The 22,835-nt window shown below is 66.2% G+C and carries 26 protein-coding genes; 11 read left to right on the top strand and 15 right to left on the bottom strand.

Annotation, left to right across the window (positions count from 1 at the left end; all coding sequences use genetic code 11):
* Positions 1-54: 54 nt before the first annotated feature.
* The 3 genes from LK09_RS08220 to LK09_RS21420 all read right to left on the bottom strand — a co-directional run bounded on the left by LK09_RS08220 (position 55) and on the right by LK09_RS21420 (position 1,320).
* Entirely contained in the window at positions 55-798 is a 744-nt protein-coding gene (locus LK09_RS08220; RefSeq protein WP_039397756.1) for a potassium channel family protein, read from the bottom strand.
* Between the two features lie 198 nt (positions 799-996).
* Positions 997-1,137, bottom strand: coding sequence for a hypothetical protein (locus tag LK09_RS21425; protein WP_156138682.1), 141 nt, complete (start codon positions 1,135-1,137; stop codon positions 997-999).
* A gap of 9 nt (positions 1,138-1,146) precedes the next feature.
* Positions 1,147-1,320, bottom strand: coding sequence for a hypothetical protein (locus tag LK09_RS21420; RefSeq protein ID WP_156138681.1), 174 nt, complete (start codon positions 1,318-1,320; stop codon positions 1,147-1,149).
* A 97-nt stretch (positions 1,321-1,417) separates the two neighbouring features.
* Between LK09_RS21420 and LK09_RS08210 the strand changes: the two genes are divergently transcribed.
* Entirely contained in the window at positions 1,418-1,738 is a 321-nt protein-coding gene (locus LK09_RS08210) for a hypothetical protein (RefSeq protein WP_039397754.1), read from the top strand.
* Between the two features lie 72 nt (positions 1,739-1,810).
* Here the strand turns inward: LK09_RS08210 and LK09_RS20690 are convergent, their stop codons facing one another.
* From LK09_RS20690 to LK09_RS08150, 12 genes are all read right to left on the bottom strand, one after another.
* Complete coding sequence (locus LK09_RS20690) at positions 1,811-2,257, bottom strand: single-stranded DNA-binding protein (RefSeq protein WP_052226538.1); 447 nt, start codon at positions 2,255-2,257, stop codon at positions 1,811-1,813.
* A gap of 36 nt (positions 2,258-2,293) precedes the next feature.
* A complete protein-coding gene (locus tag LK09_RS20685) occupies positions 2,294-2,782 on the bottom strand; it encodes a hypothetical protein (RefSeq protein WP_052226537.1) in 489 nt (162 codons plus the stop codon).
* Positions 2,779-3,168, bottom strand: a complete 390-nt coding sequence (locus LK09_RS08195; protein ID WP_052226536.1) for a hypothetical protein — start codon at positions 3,166-3,168, stop codon at positions 2,779-2,781. The genes LK09_RS20685 and LK09_RS08195 overlap by 4 nt, the downstream gene beginning before the upstream one ends.
* Complete coding sequence (locus LK09_RS08190) at positions 3,165-4,964, bottom strand: type IV secretory system conjugative DNA transfer family protein (RefSeq protein WP_082008156.1); 1,800 nt, start codon at positions 4,962-4,964, stop codon at positions 3,165-3,167. Before LK09_RS08190 ends, LK09_RS08195 begins: the two co-directional genes overlap by 4 nt.
* A gap of 27 nt (positions 4,965-4,991) precedes the next feature.
* Positions 4,992-5,663: a hypothetical protein gene (locus LK09_RS08185; RefSeq protein ID WP_039397752.1), complete on the bottom strand. Its 672-nt coding sequence runs from the start codon at positions 5,661-5,663 to the stop codon at positions 4,992-4,994.
* 11 nt (positions 5,664-5,674) lie between these two features.
* A complete protein-coding gene (locus LK09_RS08180) occupies positions 5,675-7,015 on the bottom strand; it encodes a MinD/ParA family ATP-binding protein (RefSeq protein WP_039397750.1) in 1,341 nt (446 codons plus the stop codon).
* Positions 7,012-8,616: a hypothetical protein gene (locus LK09_RS08175; RefSeq protein ID WP_052226535.1), complete on the bottom strand. Its 1,605-nt coding sequence runs from the start codon at positions 8,614-8,616 to the stop codon at positions 7,012-7,014. The genes LK09_RS08180 and LK09_RS08175 overlap by 4 nt, the downstream gene beginning before the upstream one ends.
* On the bottom strand, positions 8,616-10,109 hold the full coding sequence (locus LK09_RS08170) for an SCO6880 family protein (RefSeq protein WP_039397747.1): 1,494 nt from the start codon (positions 10,107-10,109) through the stop codon (positions 8,616-8,618). The genes LK09_RS08175 and LK09_RS08170 overlap by 1 nt, the downstream gene beginning before the upstream one ends.
* The gene (locus LK09_RS08165; RefSeq protein ID WP_039397745.1) at positions 10,106-11,533 is read right to left on the bottom strand and encodes a hypothetical protein; all 1,428 of its coding nucleotides are present in this window, start codon (positions 11,531-11,533) and stop codon (positions 10,106-10,108) included. The genes LK09_RS08170 and LK09_RS08165 overlap by 4 nt, the downstream gene beginning before the upstream one ends.
* 139 nt (positions 11,534-11,672) lie before the next feature.
* Complete coding sequence (locus tag LK09_RS08160; protein WP_039397743.1) at positions 11,673-11,966, bottom strand: hypothetical protein; 294 nt, start codon at positions 11,964-11,966, stop codon at positions 11,673-11,675.
* A gap of 24 nt (positions 11,967-11,990) precedes the next feature.
* A complete protein-coding gene (locus LK09_RS20680; protein WP_082008123.1) occupies positions 11,991-12,632 on the bottom strand; it encodes a M23 family metallopeptidase in 642 nt (213 codons plus the stop codon).
* 6 nt (positions 12,633-12,638) lie between these two features.
* Positions 12,639-13,346, bottom strand: a complete 708-nt coding sequence (locus LK09_RS08150) for a hypothetical protein (protein WP_156138679.1) — start codon at positions 13,344-13,346, stop codon at positions 12,639-12,641.
* A 265-nt stretch (positions 13,347-13,611) separates the two neighbouring features.
* On the opposite strand from LK09_RS08150, the gene LK09_RS08145 reads away from it, so the two are divergent.
* From LK09_RS08145 to LK09_RS20675, 10 genes are all read left to right on the top strand, one after another.
* Positions 13,612-13,863, top strand: coding sequence for a helix-turn-helix transcriptional regulator (locus tag LK09_RS08145; RefSeq protein WP_039397740.1), 252 nt, complete (start codon positions 13,612-13,614; stop codon positions 13,861-13,863).
* Positions 13,864-14,109: 246 nt separating this feature from the next.
* Positions 14,110-14,532, top strand: coding sequence for a hypothetical protein (locus LK09_RS08140; protein ID WP_039397738.1), 423 nt, complete (start codon positions 14,110-14,112; stop codon positions 14,530-14,532).
* Positions 14,533-14,619: 87 nt separating this feature from the next.
* Positions 14,620-15,054: a hypothetical protein gene (locus tag LK09_RS08135; RefSeq protein ID WP_231562986.1), complete on the top strand. Its 435-nt coding sequence runs from the start codon at positions 14,620-14,622 to the stop codon at positions 15,052-15,054.
* A complete protein-coding gene (locus LK09_RS08130) occupies positions 15,051-16,067 on the top strand; it encodes a hypothetical protein (protein ID WP_197060993.1) in 1,017 nt (338 codons plus the stop codon). Before LK09_RS08135 ends, LK09_RS08130 begins: the two co-directional genes overlap by 4 nt.
* Positions 16,064-17,242: an alpha/beta hydrolase family protein gene (locus LK09_RS08125; RefSeq protein WP_197060992.1), complete on the top strand. Its 1,179-nt coding sequence runs from the start codon at positions 16,064-16,066 to the stop codon at positions 17,240-17,242. The genes LK09_RS08130 and LK09_RS08125 overlap by 4 nt, the downstream gene beginning before the upstream one ends.
* A 91-nt stretch (positions 17,243-17,333) precedes the next feature.
* Positions 17,334-18,050 carry a GntR family transcriptional regulator gene (locus LK09_RS08120; protein WP_039397736.1) on the top strand — a complete coding sequence of 239 codons (717 nt, stop codon included), beginning with the start codon at positions 17,334-17,336 and terminating at the stop codon, positions 18,048-18,050.
* The gene (locus LK09_RS08115) at positions 18,047-18,640 is read left to right on the top strand and encodes a short chain dehydrogenase (RefSeq protein WP_039397734.1); all 594 of its coding nucleotides are present in this window, start codon (positions 18,047-18,049) and stop codon (positions 18,638-18,640) included. The genes LK09_RS08120 and LK09_RS08115 overlap by 4 nt, the downstream gene beginning before the upstream one ends.
* A gap of 3 nt (positions 18,641-18,643) precedes the next feature.
* Positions 18,644-19,648, top strand: coding sequence for an Ldh family oxidoreductase (locus LK09_RS08110; protein WP_039397732.1), 1,005 nt, complete (start codon positions 18,644-18,646; stop codon positions 19,646-19,648).
* 190 nt (positions 19,649-19,838) lie between these two features.
* Positions 19,839-21,728 (top strand): APC family permease, encoded by a 1,890-nt coding sequence (locus tag LK09_RS08105; protein WP_197060991.1) that lies wholly within the window; start codon positions 19,839-19,841, stop codon positions 21,726-21,728.
* A 214-nt stretch (positions 21,729-21,942) separates the two neighbouring features.
* Entirely contained in the window at positions 21,943-22,827 is an 885-nt protein-coding gene (locus LK09_RS20675; RefSeq protein WP_052226532.1) for a substrate-binding periplasmic protein, read from the top strand.
* Positions 22,828-22,835 lie beyond the last annotated feature (8 nt).

Below are 22,835 nucleotides of genomic sequence, written 5' to 3'. Positions count from 1 at the left end.
TCTGCCGAGCCTATTGACAGCTCGCCATGATCGTTACCATCGTTGCCGTCGCTATTAAGCAATATCCGATTCGCGGGTCTGCTTGGACGTCAGGCTTTCCCGGAGTAGGTCTTTGAGCTCGGCGACTTCAGTACGCAGGTCCTCGACCTGCTGCTGAGTTGCGGCGGCAGTCTTGGCTTCCGCAGAGACCTTTTCAACGATCCACGACGCCAGGGTCGCCGTGACGATGCCGATCAGTGCGATTCCCCCGATCATAAGACCAACGGCGACCATTCGGCCCTCGAAGGTGACGGGGAAATAGTCGCCGTATCCGACGGTGGTGATGGTGACGAATGCCCACCAGAGTGCGTCTCCGAGGTTCTGGATGGGGCCGTGGTTGCCCTGCTCGGCATCGAGCACGGCAAGGCCCGCGACGAAGATCGTGAGCAGGGTCGCGCCGATCGTGTAAACGATGACGCGGCCGCGAACCATCGACCCGGCGCCGCGCTGGATGATTGCCAGGATCGTGAGGAAGCGCATCAGCCGGAGCGGGCGCAGCATCGGCAGGATGACGATCGCGAGGTCCAGAAGGTGGTGGATGAACCATCTGCGACGGTTTTCTGTGATCACGAGCCGGACGATGTAGTCGATCGCGAAGATGCCCCAGGTGACCCATACGACTGCCTCAGCCACCGCGGACGCGCTGCCTCGTTCCCGGGCGAGGATCTGCGTCGCGTACGCGACGAGGAAGACGACGGCAGCGATCGTCAGCGGCCACTCGACGGCGCGATCCCAGCGCGCCACGCGATCCCCATACATGCGGGCGAGCGTACTCTTCGGCCACCTGGGCCGACCAGTGCGTAAGCGCAGGCGGGGTGTTGGCTACAGCGCGCGAACGTTAAGGAGCTGGTATCCGTCGGGCACCTGAGAGAGGAGCCCGTCGAGATCGTCGGCTTCGATGTCGGTGGGCTCGTCGCGGCGCGCCATCTTCGCCCGGCTCGTGAAGCTTGTGAAACCCTAGCCCATCTCGATGGGGGCGTCGGTGAGATCCCAGCCTGCCGGTACGGCTGCGCGGACATCGGCGCGTACCTGCTCGAGATCGTCGCCCTCGATCGTGAACTCGCGGACTTCGGAGGGACGGATGCGGCCGATCAGCATCTCACCAAGCTACCGGCGACGGCGGCGCCGGCGAGGAGTGAATTCAAGTACGAGCCTCGCGACAATGATCCCAACCAACAGGACGAGCAGCCATGGGTTGGCGAGAAGCATGTTCCAGACCCCAACGGCGCCATTGAGGAGGGCTTGCCAGAACATCCCGGCGAGGTCGGTTTGCTGGAGCATGACCACATAGTAGGGATCCGAGTGACCGCAGGCCAGGCACGGATCCTGCCGGCACGGTCCAGGACGAAACGTCGGAGGGCGCCGTTACCGTTCCGTCGTGGGATCGAACAGACGATACGCGGCCCAGGTGGACCGGGTAGGCGATGAGAAGTACATCGCCCGTCTCGCCAAGAAGGCGCCGCTGCAGTCGCTGAGCCCGCAGGAGCTGGATCTCGACTATCAGCCGTTGACCAAGAATCCGCGGCCGCAGGTCGTGCGCGCATGGGTGCGGTTTGGTCCCGAGCCGTTTCGGGTGAACTTCGCGGAGGCGGTGATGTGGACCGACTCAGCTGTCGCGATTCGATTCACTGCGTGCGATGTCGAGTATCGATGCTGGGTGTGGTCGAACGCGGTCGACCAACCGAGCGCCGAGGGGTGACGCAGCGACCGCCAGGGTCGCGCGTCCGGTGGGACACGCGTACCCTGGCGGTGTTGCGCTGTTCGTTCCAGTTCAGCGTGCGAGGTTGGCGTCGGTCTCGTACACCGGCGCGGCGTATGGCCCGGTGGCGTCAGCTGCCGGGCCACTCACTCGAGGGGCGTGGTCGACCTGCACCGCGTTGTACTTGAGGGATGCCCCGACGGTGTCGGCAAGGATCTCTCGTGATTCACGGGTGGCGCCGGTCTGCTTGTCGACGTAGCTGCCGAACTTGAGCTCGCCGGAGACGAGCACAGTGTCCCCCTTGCGGAGCGAGTCGGCGACGTTCCCGGCTTGGCGGCCGAACGCCGTGACGCGGTGGAAGACGGTGCCGGCGTCTTCCCACTGGCCGGTGTTCTCGTCGAGGCGCCGGTCGTTGACGGCGACGCTGAACCGGGAGTACTCGACTCCGGACTCTGCGGTGCCGTGTTCGGGGTCGGCGGTGAGGTTCCCCTCGATGGTGAGGGGGATCTTGGTCGACATGGTGTCGACTCCTTCCTGTTGGAGCGCCCGTGGGCGCTATCGGGCGTGAGCCTGGTCGACCCACGCGTCCCATTCGCCTTCGTCCGTGGCGTCCTTCCACGTGCGAGGGGTGCGGTCTCGGTGTCCGTTGATGCACGAGCCCGGGTATGCGGCCTTCAGCCGAGGGCGGGCGATGGCAAAGCGCTCGTGCCATCCGATGGGTCCGAACCCGGCATCGGTGGGGTCAAAGGCCGCTTCCCATGCGGTGCGCAGAGCGGAGAGTTCTTCGACGAGGGCGCCGTGTCGCCACCAGCATGTGGGCACGATGACTTCGGGGATGTCGTACCGGGTGGTGACCCACTCGACCCACTGCCGCAGGTCGTCCCACGTCTTTCGGGCGTCCTTGCCATCCAAGTCGCGCCAGTTGACCGGTTGTCCGCCGAGGGGCTCGGATGATCCGCCCCTGTCGGATGGGTCGAACCCGTCGAGACGGAGCGAGGCAACGAGCTCCTCAATGGGCATGTCTTCGGGATGCTGGTCGGTCATGAGGCCCCCAACCGGACGAGCTTCTGCCGCAGCCGAGCGAGTGCCAGATTTGAGGCGTCGCGTCGACTGCGCATCCGGGCGAGAACGCGGTCTCGTTCGATGAGCCGATGCAGCAGGTCGTGGCAGAGCGGGTGCAGCGGGACGAGGTCCTCGTGCCGCTCCCGGGACACCCACCCGTGCTCGGCGCGGACTACGTGCCGGTAGTCGACGTGGTGCAGCTCGAGCTGCCCAGGCGGCGCGGGCTGACCGCACGCGGCGCAGGCGAGCGGGATGCCGCGCCGGCGAGTCTCCGCGAACCACGCGTCCCGGCGCCGGAACCAGATCCGAGATCGCAGATACTCCGTCCTGTAGGAGTTGCCCCACGCGCGGCGTCGCCGGTTGCTCATGACGGGTCCTCCTCGCCGATCGGGCGCGGCATCGCGGAGCGGGCGGCATAGTCGGATTCGAAGACACCGCGCTGCTCGGTCTCGGCTGAGGCTTTGCCAGCCTTGATGTGGCGTGCGTCCCGTCGTTCGTCCCATCCGGTGAGGTCGAGGAGGACGCCGCGGCGGTTGCGGTAGGCGAGGAGTCCGGCTGCGGCGGGGAGCCGGCGGATCTCGTCCACGGTCATCAGCGGCAACCTGTCGTGGCGCTCCGACATGGAGGTGCCAGCTTGCCGGGTGCTCCAGGATCGTTCGGTGCGGTGCTGTTCCCGCGTGCCGAGGAGCGCTTCGATGTCGCGCAAGTGCTGTACGTGGGATGCCCCGCCGAGGAGGACTTTCGCGGTGGCTGCGGACCAGATGGTGTCGGCCTCCGCGCGGGACCAGGCGGTCTCGGCTTGGGAGAGGGCTTGCAGGACGACGAAGGTGCAGATGCCGCGGCCGCCGCCCTCCGCCATGACCCGTGGGAGTGCAGCCCACCGGAACATGTTGGCGATCTCGTCCAGGATGAGCCCGAGGGGGAGTGGGAGCCTGGCGCCTTCGGAGGCGAGGGCCCGGCGGCGTGCGACTTCGACGACGTCGTCGAGGATCGCGGACAGGTACCCGCCCATCGCACCGGCTCCGGCGCCGGACCCGATCAGGTACAGAGTGTTCTCGGCCTGCAGGAACTCATGAGGGTCGAACCCGGAGCCACGCGCGGGCATGAGCGCTGTCCGGATCTGCGGGATCGCGAGCGGCGCAACGGCGGACTGCACGCCGAACCAGGTGGATGAGAGGAGTTTCTCGTCTCCGGCGAGAACCGCCTCGAGCCCATCCGCCCAGCCGGGTGCGGCGCGGTCTTCCGACCGAAGGATGTCGACCGCGGTATGAGCGAGGGCGGGAGTGGATCCCCATTCGTACAGGTCGGCAACGCTGCGGCCGGACAAGGCGGCGGCGTGCAGGAGGCGGGAAAGGACGGTGCCGGCGACGTCGGCCCATTCCTGGTTTGTGCTGGAGGTGCCCAACGCGGTGCCGGTGACGATAGCCTGCCCGCGTTGCACGGCGACGAGAGCGTCTTCGCACCCGATGATCGGAGAGATCCGGAGGGCACTACGGACGCCGGAGAGTCCTTGCGGGTCGAACACGCGCACCTCACCGCACTTCTCACGCATCCGCATGGTGGCGGTGAGGTTGTCGTTCGTCGTCGAGGTCGTGATGAGGGGCCCCGCCCAGTCGAGGATCGCCGAGATCAGCACCCGGTACCCCTTTCCGGCACGTGGTGGTCCCTCGAGGGCGACGGAGTCTTCGATGGACACGAACACGTCGGTGCCGTGGGCGCGGCCGACGCGCCAGCCGACGTCGGCGGGTTTCACGCCGTGCTGGCCGGGCCGCAGCTGCTTCGCGCGTCTCAGCACCGCGGCCGCGGATAGGTGCTGTCGAATCTCGGTGCGGGTGGCGAACCCCGGCCGGGATCGGATGCCGGCGAGGAACGCGGCATCCGACTCGCGGTACCGCAGGTACGCGAGGTAGCTGGCTATCGCCACGGCGATGAGGGCAAAGGAGAGGATGAGGTCGACGATCCGGATCGGCACCGTGGGAATCGAGCATCCAGCCGGGGCACTGTAGACCGCGGGATTCCCCGTGATGAAGAGGATGAGCCCGGAGTAGGGGCCAGAGCTCACTGGGCGGGCGCCGCAGGCCCAGGACGTGAGGAGCTCAGCGGTGAACGCCGTCAGAAGGGCAATGACGCCTGCAGCTGCGAGCAGCACGGCGAGTGCCCTCATCCAGAATCCGCCGCCGATCATGGCCGGTCACTCCCAGGATGTTCCGAAGGCGGCGTGGTGATATCCCTCTTCGCGCCCGGCCGCGAAGCCGTCTCGGTAGGCGGCGGTTCCAGCGTCCGCGACCCGGGTCTCGATTCCTTGCCGCAGGGCTTCCATGTCGCGAGCGCGCTGGACGTACCGGTCCCATGCGGTGAGCCCGATAGCGACCCAGACGAGCGGCGTGGCGATGAGGATGTCGACCATCAACCCGGGTGTGAGCTGGGCGGGCGGCATGCCGGCCGCGGTCGCAAACACCAGAGCTCCGGGAACGAATAGGCCGGTGCAGATGAGCAGGGCGGCGAGGCCGGAGAGGGTCACGATCAGACGAGCCGCCGGCACGGGTGCGACGGGCGGGACGCCGAGCAGGGCATCCCTGCGACGTGCCGCCTTTAGGTCTTGCATGCGCAGGACGCCGAGCACGATCGCGCACGCCAGCAGACCGCCGGTCACGACGGCACCCGCGACGATCGCCCAGGACCCGTGCGGCGCGATTCCGGTGCCGAGGGTGGTGATGCCTGTGGTTCCGAGGGCGAGCCAGATGAGCGCGACCGCGACCCTGCCCGGTCCGCGGCGCGTGCGGCCGTACAAGGTCGCCGTCGTCCCCGCCGCGGAAGCGACCATGAGGACTGTGCCGGCGACTTGGGCAAGAAGGGTGTCCATGAGACTTCTCCTCAGAACTTCTCCACCGCGTGCGCGGCGGTCTCAACCCACGCCTGTTGGGTGCGCGGACGCAGCGTGCCAAACCTGAGCGCTCCTGCCTTGAGTGCGGGGTCGAACGGGATCACCGTGACAGCCCTCGCGAGATCCCGGAACGTTGCGACGAGCCGCGCCACGTCAGCATTGCCGGTGGGTTCGGCGAGGGTGATGACGACGACCGCATTGCGAGCGAGCATGGCGGAGCGTTCGTCGCGGGCGGCGAGCGCCTCAAGCAAAAGGGCGGCGGACTCAGCGGACTCAGGGGAAGCGAGGGTGGGCACGACGAGCTGCCCTGCCCAGTCGACCATCCGCAGCCATCGGTCGGCGGACTCGTCGTTACCGGAGTCGAACACGACCAGCCGATAGCCGCGGGTGACGGTCCCGACGAGGGTGTCGAACTCCGGCATGGTCAGGCGCTGCTCGGCCGACAGCACACGCGGGTTGGACCGGAGTACGTCGTACCGGTCATCGGTCTGGTGGTGGATGAACGCGGCCATCGCGCTCGTCGGCGCCGCCGTCAGCTGAGGTGCGGCAGCGAGCAGGTCGGTGATGGTCGCTTCGTGGGTGCCTTGCTCGGTGCGCCACCCGAGGGTCCCGCGGGTGTCGTTGTTGTCGAACGCGAGCACTGACCCGCCGCCGTAGCGCGCGTAGACCGCTGCCAGCATGGCCGTGGTCGGGGTCTTCCCAACGCCGCCTTTCCCGTTGACGACGGCGATCATCCGCGGCCCGGCCCACTGGGCCGAGATCAGACGGATCCGCTCAAGACGGGCAACATCCGCCGGTGACGGCGTCCGAACGAGGCCGAGGTTGCGCAGGAAGCCGCGAAACCCACTCGACGGGACCAGCGCTGCGGGAGTTCCTGTGCTGATGAACGATGTCCGGTCCGTAGACGTCTCATTCGGGACGTCGGCGGCCAGCCGCGGCGCGAGTTGTCCGTCACCCTCTGCAGACTTCTCTCCGGCCGGCTCGAGTTCCTCCGGAGTAAGGGCAGGACGACGAGAGTCGGCGGGCGGCGTCGTCGCGCGACCGGAGTTTCGGTCGTCATCGTGTTGCAAATCCACCGCGGGCTGTTCGATGGGGTGGATGTGGCCGTCTGGTTCGACGAGCAGGTGGTGTGCCCCTCGATCGCCCGACGTGGTGAGCTCGATGGTCTCGCCGGACTGCTGGGCAAGGCGCGCTGCGTGCGTGACGACAGCTTGGCGGACATCCTGATCGCCTGCGGGCGTGACGGTGCTGGTGCCGCCGTCACCGTCGATGACCGTCGCGGTGTCGCCGTGGACGAAGACCCGCAGCCCTGGGTTGGTGCTGGTGCTCATGCTGATCCCCTCTCCTGGGTGAGCCATCCATCGACGCTCACATCCGTCTCAGCGATGTCGTTGGGGTCGGGCCACGCGGTCTCGACCCTGTCGGCCAGGTCGATGACCGCGGGCACATCCGCCTCGAGTGGGAGGACCGCGTCGTCGGTCGCGAACAGGTCGTACTCCCACTCGGTGGATGTCGCGAACGCATCGACGAGGTAGGAGTACTGGCCCACGTATGCGAGGAACTGGCCGCGGCCGAGTTGGCGGGCCATGTCGGCGTGCATGGGCGGGATGTTGAGCCGGTCGACTAGTGGGGCTCGTTCTTGGTGGTTGACGTGGAAGATGAACTTGTTCTCGATGTCGCCTGCGATCGAGTAGGCGAGGGATCGTTCCTGGGATCCGTTGGCACCGACGGTGTCGAGGTCGCCCATCTTGTGCAGGATGACGATGTTGCTGATCCCGTAGTGCCGGGACAGTTTCAGCCACTGCTGATACATCTGCAGGGCGGCAAGCGACGTCATGTCACGCCAGCCCTCCTCGCGGACCACGTACCGGGTGCGGTGCGCCGCCCGGTCGGACACGACCGCCTGGATCCACGCGGTCGAGCACACCTGGGTGAGCTGGGCGACGAGGTCACCGCGGGCGAACAGTTCGCTGGTGTCGACGACGACCATCGGGGCATCCTCGTCGAAGGCGGCCGTGGACTCGTCCTCGAACAGCCCGGACAAATCCCCGTCCACGAACCGGCGCAGCACGAACCGGGGCTGCGCAGAAGCCGGCACCAACGCCGGGTCTCCGTCGGTGTCGCCTGACGCGATGACCTCGAGCTGCCGGTGCACCTCCCGCAGCGTCGGCCGGTCATCGGTCGTGCCGATTGCGCGGGCGAGGGCGAGGTGCACGGCCGCGTGCTCCACGGCGGTCAGGCGGGTGCCTGCGAGGGTCTGCTCGATCAGAGAGGTCAGGGTGGTGATGCGGCGTTGCGCGACCATCTGCTCGTGCTGGTCGTCGGTGGTGCCGGTGCGGCGGGGACCCCGGTCGAGGGGGTTGAGGCGTTCAGCGCTCCCGGCGCCGAGGCGGATGATCGACCCGCCGAGCGCTTCGGCCACCTTCACCCACTCACCCTTCGAATCCGATGGCAAAACGACCTGGTGCCCGAACGGCAGCGACCGGCTGGTGAGCATCTTGATCACGGCGCTCTTCCCGGACCGGTACGCGCCAAGGACGAGGATGTTGGTGGAGAAGGCCCCGCGCTCAGTGGTGTCGGCATATGCCTCCCAGGGGGAGAAATGCCAAAGCGCGTCCGCGTTCAGGTCGACGCCGATGACAGGGCCGCGATGACCGAGGCCGGCATCGGCGACGAACGGGTAGATCCCGGCGAGGTGCTGCGAGGTCGCCTGGTGCGGCGGCACGGTCACCTGTGCCAGATTCCAGTAGGAGCGGTCGGCGAGTCCCGGGCCGAACGGGCCCGGAACGGCGGGGTCGGGCAGCCGACGCTCGCGCTTCACGCCCTTTGCGGGGCGTTCCGCCTTGGTGGCGGCGGCGACCTGCTTGCGGGTCGCGCGGCGGTCGGCCGAGGACTGCTGCGCCGGGGTGATGGTGAAGGTCTGCCGGGTCATCACTTCATCCCCATCCCGAGCGGGAGTGCGTTCACCATGAGCGCTTCGGCCTGCTGGCAGTACAGGATCTGGGCTTCCATCCCGGCGCGGGAGAGCGCGTTGCGCACGCCGGCGACCGCCTGGTCGAGGGCTTCCTCGTCGGGTGCGGTGACGGTGAGGTAGGCGCCGTACCGGAACTCGCCGTGCCCGGCGACGATCTCTTCTTCCTGCTTTTCGAGGGCGTTCCAGTCGGCCTCGTCGGCGGCGGACCCGTCGGCGCCGCGCTTGGCGCGCAGCCTCTCGTTGCCGCGCCAGACCCGCTTCTCATCCCGGATCCGCTTTAGCGCCTTCGCGACCGGGACCGGGGCGAGCACGATCGAGAGGATGTGGGTGACGGCTTCTCCGGTCACGGGGTGGCGTGCGAACACGATGGGAGAGATGAACCCGACCGCGGCATCCGAGCGCGGCCACTCGTGGATCCACATGGTGGTGTGCACGCCGGAGTCGGTGACGACGATCCCGTTGCGATGCTTCGGTTCGTCGAGGAACATCGGCCCGATCCCCGAGAGATCGACACCCGCCGTGTCGCCGTCACGGTCCTGAACGGTGGACAGGTACTCCGGGTCGAACGCAGTCCGTGCGAGCGCAGCGATGTCCCGCGGCGTGAGCCAGCGACGGACGGTCACCTTCACTGCGGCGAGAGCTTCGGACACGTTCCCGGCTTCGATCGCCGCGAGCGTCTGGATGGCCCCCTTACCACCGCCCAGAGCCTTCAGCTGCGGTGCGAAGGTGACCAGGTCAAGGGTGAGGGTCAGGTAATTCCGGTGCGCGACCGCGAACCGTTCCGCTGCATCCAACACCTCCTGATAGTTGACCGCAGCGGGGGAGTCCTGGTCGACGTGGAGGCGTGTGGCGGTGGCGCGGTAGTGCTCGCGGGCGGCACGGATCGTGGTCGGGGTGGTGCGCTCCTGAAGGGTGACGCGCTTTATGCCGGTGCGCTGGGTGAACGACGCGAGTACCTTCGCCCACTGCTCGGCCAGGTCGAACCGCTCCGGGGTGTCCTTCATCAAGAACCCCTGCACCTCGAGCTCCGCCGTGATCGACACTGTGCGGTCGTGCGGGCTGTAGGCGGCGGCCATGCCGTCGACTTCCCAGATCCGAAGCGAGGCTCGGGTGCCGGGCAGGTTGATCGTGCCCTCGAGCCGGACGTGCTCAGGCCGATACTGCTGCGTGGTCGCGCCGACCGCGTGGCGGATCTGCTTCGAGACCCACAGGGCCAGCATCCGCGGAGCCGAGAACCCCTGCACGGTGATCAGCGCGGTGATCCCGAACGGCAGATAGATCGGTGCTGCCACGAGGAACCCGAGCGGGCCGAGTCGCAGGACCGCGGTCAGCATCACGAACCCGGCGATGATCAGACACAGAACCTGCCAGCCGTCCAGGCCCATGACGACGCCTTGCCGGGATCGGCGGGGGAGTCGGACCGGGCGCATGCTCTCGTCGTTGGTGCTCATCGCGAGCCTCCTTCAGGCTTCGGCACCGTCCGCAACGGCGGCTGCGGTCGTGGGGCGGCCGGGGCGGGCGCAGACCGCCGCGAGGTGGCGGCGGAGCTCTGCGTAGGCGAATGCGGTGCTGGCTTCTGCGCGGATGCCTGGGCGGTCGGCTTCTTGGACGCGGAATCGTTCGTTCGTCCACTGCCACTGGCGGCGTTGCCGGACGGCCCATGCTTGCCAGAGCTTCCGGCGCTCCCGCCCGGACCAGTAGGGCCGCGTCCCCCCGTGGCGGCTCGCGATGTCGGCGCTCGCCGTGCCGCGGGTACTCCTGCAGGCAGGGAGCCGAGCCGGGTCGGGATGGATGCCGCGGTGCGTGCAGTTCGGGTTCCCATGGCTGCGGCGTGCCCGCCGAGGCGAGACCCGAGGGAATCTGCCGCGACGGCGCCCAGGAAGCTGAACAAGCCGAACACGGCGAACGGGGCGAACGCAATCAGCGCGAGTCCGACCAGGTACGGCCACGAGGCCGGATCCCAGATCGTCTTCACGGTCGCCAGGCCTCGGACGACGAGGGAGAAGAACGACAGCGTCAACGGCCCCGTCAAGAGCAGTACGACGACTGCCGAGATGTATCGAACCACCCACTGCGGGCCGACGGAGCGGGATGGGAACACCATCCAGGCGATCGGCCCGACCATGATCAGCGCGGCGAGGGCCACATTGCGGAACAGGAATACTGCGAGCAGCAGGACCATCCCGATGAGGATGATGCCGTAGAGGATGAATCCGAACACGTAGCCCGCATGCCCGCCGGCCCACATCACGGACTGCATCGTGGAGAAGAGCCCGAAGATTCCGGTGCGGCGGCCGATGATGTCCGACATGAGGTCGTCGATCGACTGCACCAGGTGGCCGATCAACCAGAACGTGAGCGGGACTGCTGGGATTGCGATGAATGAGCGGACCAACGCGCCGACGAGCTGGTCTCGTTCGCGGGACACGACCGCGGCCGTAATGGCCCAGATCATCGACCCGAGCAGCACGATCAGCGTCGCCCACGCCCAGAACGACCACTCGGCGGCGGCCGCGTTCCACAGGCTTCCACCCACCTGGAAGCGCGTGGCATCCAGGATCGAGAACATCAGCGCGGTCGCGAGCAGCGCGGCGCTCCGTCCCCAGTTCTCGAACGTCACGCAGACGAGATCGCCGATGTGGCATCCGAAGTCGACCGTGACAGGACTGCCGCCGGCGGCCTTGATCGCGGCTGCGTGACCGTCGTAGGTCGAGCAGATCGTCGTCGCGGTGCCACTGACGAAGACGTTCAGGTAGCAGTTGGTCTCGCGCACGTCGTGCGGATCGGTCGGCGTGCAGGAGATCAGGTTGCGCTCGCGATCGCACTTCACCGGATAGGCCGGGGCAGACCACGGCTGACCGGTCACCGTATCCATGGGACGCATCCCGGACTGTGCGATGCGCGTGGTCGTCGCTGCAGATCCCGGGGGAGCCGCCGACGCGGGGGCCGCGAGGGTCAGGAGGGCGGCCGTGATGACCGCCGCTCCAATCGCGAAGCGGGCTGGGGTGCGCATGTCAGAACCCGAAATTGAACCCGACGAACCACTGAAACAGGCCGGACACAGAGCCGAGAAGGGCCGCGGCGATGAAGATCCGCAGGACGTTCTCGCCTGCCCAGGTGCGCACGCGCTCGGGGCCGATCGTCTGGCCCGCGAGGGAGCTGATGGCGACGATGAGCATGAGCAGGACCACGATGATCGCGGTAGCCAGGAGATACGACACGAGCAGCTGCAGACCCGACATCCATGGGGCGCCGAAGTTGGGGTTGATCGGCGGGACTTTGACGTCCGCCCAGATTGTGTGATTCATCGCTCTTCCTCCCTGATTGCGATCTCACTTGAGTGGCAGGCCGCGTGCGGCCATGAAGGGTGCCGGGTCCACGGCGACGCCGTGGATGCGGACTTCGAAGTGCAGGTGGCATCCAGTGGAATTGCCAGTAATTCCCTCCGCCCCGAGCGGGGTGCCGGGTCTGACCCGCTCCCCGGTGCTGACCCGGAGAGATCCCCAGGCCATGTGGCCGTAGATCGTCGCGACGCCCCCGCCGTTCTCGATCACGACCGCGTTCCCGTATCCGAAGTAGCTGCCCGCGTGTGTCACGAGGCCGGCCGCGGCGGCGTGCACGGTCGCGCCGCATCCCTGCGACATGTCGTAACCCTTGTGCCACGTCGAGCAGTAGGAGCAGACACGCGAGATATTCGGGTCAGGGCCGAACCCGCGTCCCTTCCAATAGGACCCGACCAGTGGGTACGTCCATCCGCCCTTCGCAACGTGAGCCGCGGGATCCACCGCCGGCGCTTTCGGCACGTCCGCCGAGGTGGCGGTGCCGGATTGCCCGCTGGCGATGAACACCACCGTCAGTAGTGGCACCGCAACACTGAGCACGGTGACGAGGAACATGGTCGCCGCGACGGCCATGACTCGGCGGGCCGTTTTCGACCTGACGATTGTCAGCGTCGCAACGGCAGGGGCGCCCATGATCGATCACCCCTCCAACGCCGAATCGAAGAAGCGAACGACCTTGCAGTCACCTGCCCGCTGCGCCGAACCCGGAGCCGGGACAGAACCAGAACCGCACAGCACCTGCACGCTCACCCGCACCTGGTCATCGTTGGTGACGTTCCCCTGCCGGTACGTCACTGTGACGTCCGCGGTTGCGATCGACATCCCGCCTGGATCGTTCGGCACTGCCATGTATTTGATCGGCCCCGTCACCTTCGCGGTCACGGTGTTCTGATCCGAGCGAAGCTGGGTCCACTGGTCATCGGGCAGCACGACTGATTCGTCCAGGGCGCCGAGGTAGAGCTGCGTCGCGCGGTCTCGATCTGCCTGGGTCTTCCAGCGCGCGTCGGGCGTGAACCAGGTCGCTAGGTAGGCCAAGAACTTGTCGCGCGTGGACTTCGACGGATCGAACGTGGAAGCCGCGGCCAGCGCCGCCCGGACGTACGTCTCCCGATCCGTGGTGATCGGCTCGGGGACCCAGCCATACTGGGTCACCCCCTCATCGACGACGGCAGCCTGCGGTTGCGTCGCCGACGAGGGGGAGGCTGAAGAAGTCGGTGCCGGCGAGGACGGCCTGGCTTGGGGTGCTCCGTTGAGCGTCGCGGCGATGATCGCGACGATGGCGATCAGAAGCACGACGGCTCCGACGGTCGCCCAGATCAGCCCACGTCGTGACATCCCAGTGCTCATCGGAACCACCTTTGCGAGGCGGACGGCGCAGCCTCGCACCTGGCGCGATCGCGGCTGTTTGCCGCGTCGTTGCGAATCATTTCAGCCTCCTAAGTTCCTCTGGTGAACTGTGCCTTGAGGGGATACTATAACGGTACGCTTCAGAAGGGAACCCCTAAATTATTCGCTCTAGCCGGGGAGCTTGCGACACAATGGGCATGTGCCCAGATATGCGAGACCCCTCGACGCCGACAACGTGGAGGACCCCATTAAGGCTCTCGGCAGCATGGTGCGCGCCGGCATCATCGGATACATCAGGAACCACGGCGCATCCACCCGAGGCGAGATCGCCACGGGCACGAGTCTTGCGGTGCCGACGGTCGCGAAGGCGCTTCAGGCGCTGACGTCGTCTGGCATGTTGATCGCCGATCCGCCTCTGGAGCAGGCTGTTCGGGGTCAGCGGATCAAGTACACGGTCAACGACGCCGCGGTGAGCGAGATGTACTTCCAACTCGGAATCGCCATCGGCGAGCTGTAACACGCCGGCCGTACGGTCGCTCTCTCGTTCCATGCGAGGCCCTCTCTGACGATCGAGGGCGTGGACCCTCGTGGCGGTCTTTGAGCATGCTCAATGCACGATGGGTGTCAGCCTTCCACCGCTTCTTCGAGTTCGCAAGGATTGTTTTGAGCATGCCCAACGCGTAGATTGGGCATGCTCAACGCCACGTTGGGCGTGCCCAAATCGAGGCACCGTTCCCTGACCCGAGGGGAATGAGGACAAGACATGACAGAAGAAGAGAGCAAGGCAGCCGCCGAAGACCTGGCGAAGCGTCTTCGGCTGCTCCTCGATGTCGCGATCACGGAGACGGGTGCCGAGCCCACCCACGCGCAGATCGCGGCCTTCGTGCAGGATCGCGGAGTGAATCTGTCTCGCTCGCGATGGACGTACATGGTGAACGGTCACCGCTACGTCCAGGACCGTCGATTGTTTGAGGCTCTGGCTGACTTCTTCGACGTCGACGCCGCGTTTCTGGTGGGCGACGACGACGCACCGATGCCGGCCAGGGTCAGGGCACAGCTCGACCTTGTGCGATCGATGCGGGCGGCGAAGGTCAAGTCTTATGCGGCCCGCACACTGGGGGATGTGTCGCCGGATGCGCTCAAGGCCATCAGTCGTTTTCTCGACGAGGAGTTGAGGCAGGAGTAGCAGCGGCGCCTTCCACCCAAGTAGGGTGGCCGGTGCTTCGGGAGGGAAGTGGTCTTCGTGGACATTGAAGCGACCGTATTGACGGCAATGAGCGAGCTTGACCTCGGAGACGCCTTCACGTTCGACGAGGTCGTCGACGCTGTGCAGAGATACACGGATCGCCCCCTCCGGATCGTCGAACTCACTGAGCTGAACGAGAGTGGCGGCGTGTGTGCCGTCCTCCTCGTGGGGGAGGCCGAGGACGTCGTGGTTCATGCGCGTAGCGAGTCGCTGCTTCATCGGCAGCAGTTCGTCTTGCATGAGCTGGCCCACGTGATTCTCGATCACGGTGATGACCCACACGTGGCTTCTCAGGACGTCTTGCTCCCCGACATCCCCCCGATGACGCGCCGGCGCATCCTTGCTCGCCAGGATCTTGAGTCTGACGACGAAGTTGCTGCTGAAGTCCTGGCGGATCATCTCGCGGCGGGCATCCGGCGATCGGCGTCGTACGAGTCGAAGTTCATGGAGATCTTCGGATGATCCAGATCATCGTCGCCATCGTGATGTGGATGCTCGTCGCGAGTCTCCTCATCCTGCGGAGGGGGCGCGCGGAACGGAGCATCACGTACTCCGCCGTCACGATCGCAGTGGCGATGACGCTCAACATCGATGCCGTGTACGACAGGGTCGACCAGCTGTTGGGTGGCGCCAACCTCGCCACGCTGCTTGCCGATCTCGCGTTGATGTTTGGAATCTTCTTCCTCGGCCGCGGTGTGGTGAAGGTGACCGAATACCGGTCGCGGGCAGTGAACATCGCGCTTGGCGGCATCCTGTTGGCGGTCTCGTTGACCGGAGTGATCGTCGCCTTCGCGCTGATCAAGCGGGGCGAGACGACCACCACGTTCATGCTGGACTACGGAGCGCAGCCGGCGGCGGCAGCGTATTCGATGATCGAGTACGCCTACAACGGAATGGTCGTGACTGTCATGGCCGTGGTCTCTGCTCGAAGGATCGGACAGAGCACCGGAGTTGATCGACTGCCTGCGATCTCGTTGCTGCTCGGCAGCCTGTGTGGGCTCGTCCTCTCGGCCGTGATCATCGTTATGGATCTCGCGCACGTCAGTGGGAATGTCCCGTTAATGGTCGCCCTCGGGGCGGTGTACGGCCCGCTCTTCCTCCTGACCTTCGTCCTTCTCTGTTTCGGCTTGGCGAGCCTGCCAGCAATTCGGCGCGTGCACGCACGAAGCCGTGCGTTGACGACACGTCGACTCGTCACCGCGGTGACGCCTGCTTGGGAACGGGCGAGGCAGGTGCGTCCGAGCGTGGGTGAGCAGGATCTCGGAGCGTTCACCTCTGAAAACCCGGACGCCATGCTCCACCGGCAGATCGTGGAGATTCGGGACGCTGTGTTCGATCCGCGGGTCTCTTTCACACTCAGCGCATCCGAGCGCGAGCTGGTCGACCAAGCGGAAGCTCACCTGACGGGGCAGCCAGTTCGAACGCCACCGAATCGCCCCCGCCCCGGTGTCGGCCAACCGAAGGAGGCGCGATGAAGATCGGCCGGGTTGCTGCGCTGTTTGCGGGTGCCGCTGCTTTCGCGGCGGCCGGCATCGGGTGGATGATTGCGCGGAGGCTCACGGCTCCAGCGTCTGGCCGGGTGTTCGACCTGACCGTTCTAAACGTTCTCCGGGACGAGGAGCAGACAGCAATTGTCCTTGACCGAACCGCGCGGACCGCCGCTGGCGGACGCTACAACCTCTGGCTCGAAGGCGGGGGATGGGTTCATCTTGGCGACGTCATCCACGAGAGTGACTCGACGGTCACTCGTGTGGTTGAAGGCAACGCACCTCTCGAGCTGATGGCAGGGAGTATGGCGTCGTGGAGTGGAATCTACTTCGAGGATCCACGCGACGCGGGCCTGAACGTATCCGACGTCGTGATCGAGACCCCCGTAGGTTCAGCACCCGCGTGGCTCATCGAACCGTCGGGTGGACGCGGGGGGTGGGCCGTTCATATCCATGGGCTCGGTAGCTCGCGAGCGGGAACACTCCGCGGCGTCGAGGTCGCCACGACCGCTGGACTCGTCTCCCTCGTGGTGAGCTACCGCAACGATGGCGAGGGTCCCGCTGACGGAACCGGCCGATCCACTCTGGGCGTTGCCGAGGGGGACGACGTCCGCGCTGCGGTGAGGTATGCGATCGCTCACGGTGCGCATCGCATTGTGCTCTTCGGGTGGTCGATGGGCGCCGTGATCGCGCTCGAGTTGGCGACAGATCCTGAGTTTCACGATGTGATCGAGCGCGTGGTCCTGGATTCACCGGTGCTGGACTGGCGGTCCACGATCGACGCCAACTGCGTGCGGGCGGGACTTCCCGCGTGGTTTGGAGTTCTGGCGCATCCGTGGCTCGAAGTCCGCGCGCTTTCACGGCTGGTCGGATTGCAGACGGCCATATCACTCGACAATTTGGACTGGCTCGGACGTGCGGCACGGCTTCGCGTCCCGACATTGATTCTTCACGGTGTGGCCGACACCTCAACGCCGTACGAAGTGTCGCGTCGCGTCGCGGCAAGCCGTCCAGACGTCGTATGTGTTGAGGGCTTCCTCGCGGAGCACACGATGTGCTGGAACTCAGAGCCCGAGCGGTGGCGACGCATCACACTGAATTGGGTTGCCGTTGGCGACGAGACTGCGTCTCGCTCGGATGGACTCCCGATCTCGGAGATGTAGCGTCGCGGTCGCCTCGCGCGCTACGATCAACGATGTAGTTAGATTGTCATACATTAAGGCACTCCTGGGAGCGCATTGAGGATGGGCGGGGATGAGCACGCACGCTGCTGACGCTCTCGGGCAACGGGGTCCGGCACCCGTTTCATCGGTCTCGCGGAAGGAGGCAGTCGGCATCGAGATCCGGCGATCGATCGTGCTTGGTCGACTGAACCCGGGTGAGAAGCTGACCGAAGCGCAGCTCGCCGCGTCCTTGGGTGTGAGCCGACCGACGGTTCGTGAAGCGCTCATGCAGCTCACGCGCGAGGGGCTGATCGTGCAGGAACCGTATCGGGGGATACGTGTCGCTGAGCTATCGCCTGGGCAGATCCGCGACATCGCCGTTGCCCGCGTCGGCCTCGACATGCTCGCGATCGATGCGATCCTCGCGGATGACAGCGGCCGCCGGCTGCAGATGGTCAAGGATGGCTGGGATCGTTACGGCCGGTTGCCGTTCGACGCGGACCCACTGATTCATCACGACGCCCACCTGGACTTCCACCGGCAGATCTGGGTGGCTTCGGAGAACTACCTGCTCGTGCAGCTCTGGCCAGTCACCGCAGCGCATATGACGATCGCGCTCGCCGAAGACCAAGCCGCTCGTCACGATCCCGCCCGTGCTCATCGAGTGCACGCAGAGCTCATGGATGCAATCCTGACGAAGGACCGCGAAGTGATCCACAAGGCATTCATCGCGCACACGATCGACAGCGCAGACGAACTGATCGCGATGCTGTGGAAGAAGTCGGAATCAGAAGGAGACCAGGCATGACGGTCGTCATCATCGGCGCGTCGGGTCATGTCGGCGCCGCTGCTGCAGCCGCACTGCGTCCGCACCATGACCTGGTGGAGGTTGGCCGCAGCACACAACCGCCTGTGGATCTGGAGCAGCCCGACTCGATCCAGGCCCTGTTCGCGGAGATCGGGAGCGTCGATGCGATCGTCTCCACTGTGGGGCATGTGCCGTTCCTCCCGCTCGAGGACCTCAGCCGCGACGACTACTTGCGCGCGTTCACGGGTAAGGTGCTCAACCAGATCGATCTCGTTCGCATCGCCACGCCCTTCGTGCGTGACGGCGGATCGATCACGCTGACCAGTGGTGTCGTCGGACGGGTTCCGATTGCCGCTGGTGTCGCCGCGGCGATGGCGAACGGGGCGGTCGAGGCATTCGTGCGTGCTGCTGCCGTTGAGCTGCCCCGCGGCATCCGGATCAACGTCGTGAGCCCGAATGTGCTTGCGACCGCCGAGGCGTTCCATTCATCGTTCCCCGGGCTGTCGCCGGTGTCGGACCATGTGGTCGGTCAGGCATTCCGCCGCGCCGTCGACGGATTGTCGACCGGCGAGGTTCTCGCCGCGGACTGACCCATGGGCGTTCTTGACTCGCATGTGTCGTTCGACGAGCTGAGGGAACTCATCTCGACGACCCTCCAGCAGGCGGGCGCCGCGCGATGGGTGGCTGACATCCTCGCGGCCAACTGTGCCGGCTGCGAGCGCGACGGCGCGTTGAGCCACGGCGTGTTCCGCGTCGCCGGCTATGTGAAGTCGTTGGAGTCGGGCCAGACGGATGGCGCGGCCGTTCCGGTGCTCACGAACGTGGGGCCATCCTTTCTCCGCGTCGACGCAGCGAACGGCTTCGCTCAACCGGCGTTGGTCCTGGCGGCCGATACCGTCGATACGATGCTCGACGAGACGGGTCTTGCCGTCGTCGCGGTGCGGGACTCGCACCACTTCAGCGCGCTCTGGCCCGACATCGAGCGATTTGCGGAGCGTGGATTCGTCGCTCTGACGATGGTGGTGGGCGGGACGCGCGTGGTGCGGCCGCGTGGAGCGGTCGAGCCTGTGTTCGGCACTAATCCGCTCGCGTTCGCGACTCCCGTCGAAGGTGCTCCGCCGATCGTCATGGATTTCGCGACTTCTGCGATGTCGCATGGCGATCTGCAGCTCGCGCGGAACGCGGGGCGTCAGGTGTCGCTCGAGGTCGGGACCGGAGTCGGCGGACGCGACACGACCGATCCAGGTGAGATCCTCGCCGAGCGTGGGCTGCTGCCCTTTGGCGGGCACAAGGGGTCCGCACTGTCGCTGATGGTCGAGGTCCTCGCCGGCGCGCTGACCGGTGGAGCGTTCTCGTTCGAAGCCGACGCATCAGCTTCGTCCGCCGGGCCGTCACCGCGCACGGGGCAACTGGTCATCGTCATCGACCCGCGGCGAGGTGCGAACGAGGTATTCGCATCCCGGGTCGCTGCTCTCGCGAACATGCTCCGCGGAGCCGGCGTTTCGCGGTTGCCCGCCGATCAGCGATACCAGGCCCGTGCACGCGTACTGCAAGACGGCATCCCGGTGACGCCCGCTATCTCCGCTCTGTTCGTCTGACCGCGCCAGGAAGCTCACGCCCTCGCCCACATAGGCCGGTGCCCTGGCGAGACGTGCGCATCGCCGTCGTGAGGCGTAATGCTTGACAGATCGTCTGACAATCTGTCATTCTCAAGAAGAGTCATCACGGCAGCAGGCGGGCCCAAGCCCGATCTGAGCAGGAATGATGATCGAGAACGAGGGGGTTCCCGTGTCACGGCAAGCGAACGGCACGACCAATGAGAGCCAGCCGGCGACCGGTGCATTCGAGGTCGCGGACCTCAAGCTGAAGAAGCAGATCAGCCTGTTCGGTCTGATCGCACTGGCCGTCAGTGTCCAGGTCGGCTCAGGATGGCTCCTCGCCACGCTGGCTGCTGCGAGCCACGCCGGTCCGGCCTCCATCATCACGTGGGTGCTCGGAGCCCTGTTCTTCGGCGTCATCGGCATCACGTGGATGGAGCTCGGAGCAATGCTGCCGCGCTCGGGCGCGGGTGTGCGGTACCCCCGACTCACGCATGGGGCATTCCTCAGCTGGTTCAACGGCTGGGGATATCTGATTGCGGCGCTATCGCTCCCGGTCATCGAGGTGCAGGCGGTCATCACCTATATCGGCGGCCACTGGCCTGAGCTCGGATTGCTCGAAGTCCGTCAGGGAGTCACGGTCCTCTCCTGGCCTACCGGGATCATCGCCGGTGTCCTGCTCCTCTTCGTCTTCTTCATTCTCAATTCGTTCGGGGCCAAGCTGCTGAGCGAGTCGAACAAGTACGTCACGATCTGGAAGCTCATCGTTCCGCTGACGACGGCGATCCTCCTCTTCAGCGCGTTCAACTCGGCGAACTTCACGATCGGGGGCGGCTTCTTCCCCTTCGGAGGCGGCGCCGTCTTCAGTGCGCTCGCGGGGGGCGGAATCGTCTTCGCGTACAGTGGCCTGCGCCAGATCCTGGACTTCGGCGGCGAAGTGGTGAAACCGCAGCGGAACATCCCGCTCGCGATCGTCATCGGTGGGCTCATCATCCCCCTCGTCATTTACCTGGCGCTCCAGATCGGCTTCATTGGAGCGTTGAACTGGGATCTGGCCGGTATCAAGCCAGGGGACTGGGCTGCCCTTCTCAACAGCGACTGGGCGTCCGCGCCACTCCTGAATGCTGTGGCGGCCGCCGGCTTCGGATGGTTCTCCGTGGTGCTGCTCACCGATGCCGTCCTGTCCCCGTCTGCGACCGGATGGGTGTGGCTCGGCATCGGCACCCGGAGTGTCTACTCGATGTCGGTCAACAAGGAGCTCCCGGTCGTCTTTCAGCGGATGAACCGTTTCGGCACGCCGATCGTCGCGCTCATCGCATGCACCGCGCTCGGCGTGGTGTTCTTCTTCCCGGCTCCCAGCTGGTACCTGTTCGTCGGCATGGTCTCCATCGCCCTCACGCTGAGTTACGTCATGGGCGGACCAGTGCTCGCGGTGCTGCGGCGCACGGCTCCCGATCTTCCTCGTCCGGTGCGGATCAAGGGCGGGGTCGCATGGGCACTGGCCGGGTTCGTCGCGAGTCTCATGCTGATCTACTTCGCGGGATGGGTGCCGTTGATCAATCTGTTCACGGTGCTGTTCCTCGCCCTGCCGATCTACGGCGCGTACACAAGCGTCAAAGAAGGGTGGAGTCGCATCGCACCGAGCTGGATCCTGTCGGGGCTGTTGTTGGTGGCATGGGTGGTCGTCGCCACGGGCGGTGGATGGCTGGCTACTCTCGATCAGAAGCAGCGCCCCGATGGATGGCCGTTCCCCGTGTACTTCGGGGCCTTCGTTCTGGCCATCGCCGCATTCCTGGCGATCCTCTACGCAATCAGCACACCGACGGGGCGCCGCCATCTCCGTGCCGGAGTCTGGCTCGTCGTGACCCTCACTGCGATCGTCGGCCTCGCGTACTTCGGGCAGTTCGGGCCCCTTAAGAACCCTCCGTTGGGGGGACAATCCGACGTGATCATGATGGCCGCGCTCTCCATCGGCGCATTCTTCTGGGCGGTGCGATCCGGCGGTCCGACCGAAGAGCTGGACGACATCCTGCAAGCTCAGCGCGAGCTGGATGCATCCGACCCGACGACGGCATCCTGAGATCAGGCCGAGGGCCCCTGCGTGATTCGTCACGGAGGGGCCTTCGTCATGTCGCGAGAGCGGTGCGAGCGTCGGGAGGCGGGCCCCCGAAATTGATGGAAATTGCATCTTGCGGGGGGAGTCCGCAGCGCGTAGTGTGGGCCGCACGTCGACAGATTGTCTGACACTCAGGCAATCAGACGCACATCCCGAACCTCCAACGAAGCAGGGTCCCATGACAACCTCAACCAAGACCACCAAGGCCAAGCGGGCCAACCGCAGAATCCTCGCCGTGATCGGCGTCCTCGTCCTCGCTCTCGTGGCCGGGTGGCTCGGCGCCTCCTTGCACGGCACCGGCTCCGCCGCGGCCGCGGGCGGCACGAGTGGCAACGGCGCATGGATCGCGAAGATCAAGCAGCAGGGCGAACTGCGCGTGGGCATCGCATCGGCGCCGCCCATGACCGGGCAGCAGCCCGACGGGACGATGGGCGGCCCCAACGTCCTGCCCCTCCAGCTCCTCGCGAAGCAGATGGGCGTGAAGTTCGTGCCCGTCGCGTCCGACTGGTCGAACATGGTGTCCGGACTTCAGGCAGACCGGTTCGACGTCGCCGCTTACCTCGACTCGACGTCCGAGCGATCCCTGGCGATCCAGTTCACCGTCCCCGTCTACACCTACGAGGGCGCCTTCCTGGTCCGCGCCGACTCCGGCCTGCACAGCGCCAAAGAGATCCTCGCCACGAGGAAGCCGGTCGCCCTCGCTGGAGGCACGTCGTACGAGCCGACGATCACGGCGCTCGCCGGAAGCGTGCTCTCCACCGCCAGCATCCCGAACGCCATCAGCGCGATGAAGGCCGGCCGCGCCGTCGCCGCCTTCGCAGACCTGCCGACGCTCGCGGACGCGGCAAAGAAGGACTCGTCGCTGAAGATCGTGGTGCCGAACCCGACGATCTTCAAGCAGGACTCCAACTACGGCGTGAACGAGAACATCGACGCACGTTCACTGCAGGTGCTGAACATCGCCATCCAGAGCGCACAGAACAACGGCACGCTCAAGGCCGCCTTCGACAAGGCGGGCATCGTGGACCCGGCGAACCTCGGCGACCTGGCGATGAGCAAGTGAACGGCTGC

This window comes from Microbacterium mangrovi (assembly GCF_000802305.1).
Taxonomy (GTDB): Bacteria; Actinomycetota; Actinomycetes; order Actinomycetales; family Microbacteriaceae; genus Microbacterium; species Microbacterium mangrovi.
Note: the sequence above shows the minus strand (reverse complement) of the source record. Positions and strands in the feature narration are given on the sequence as shown.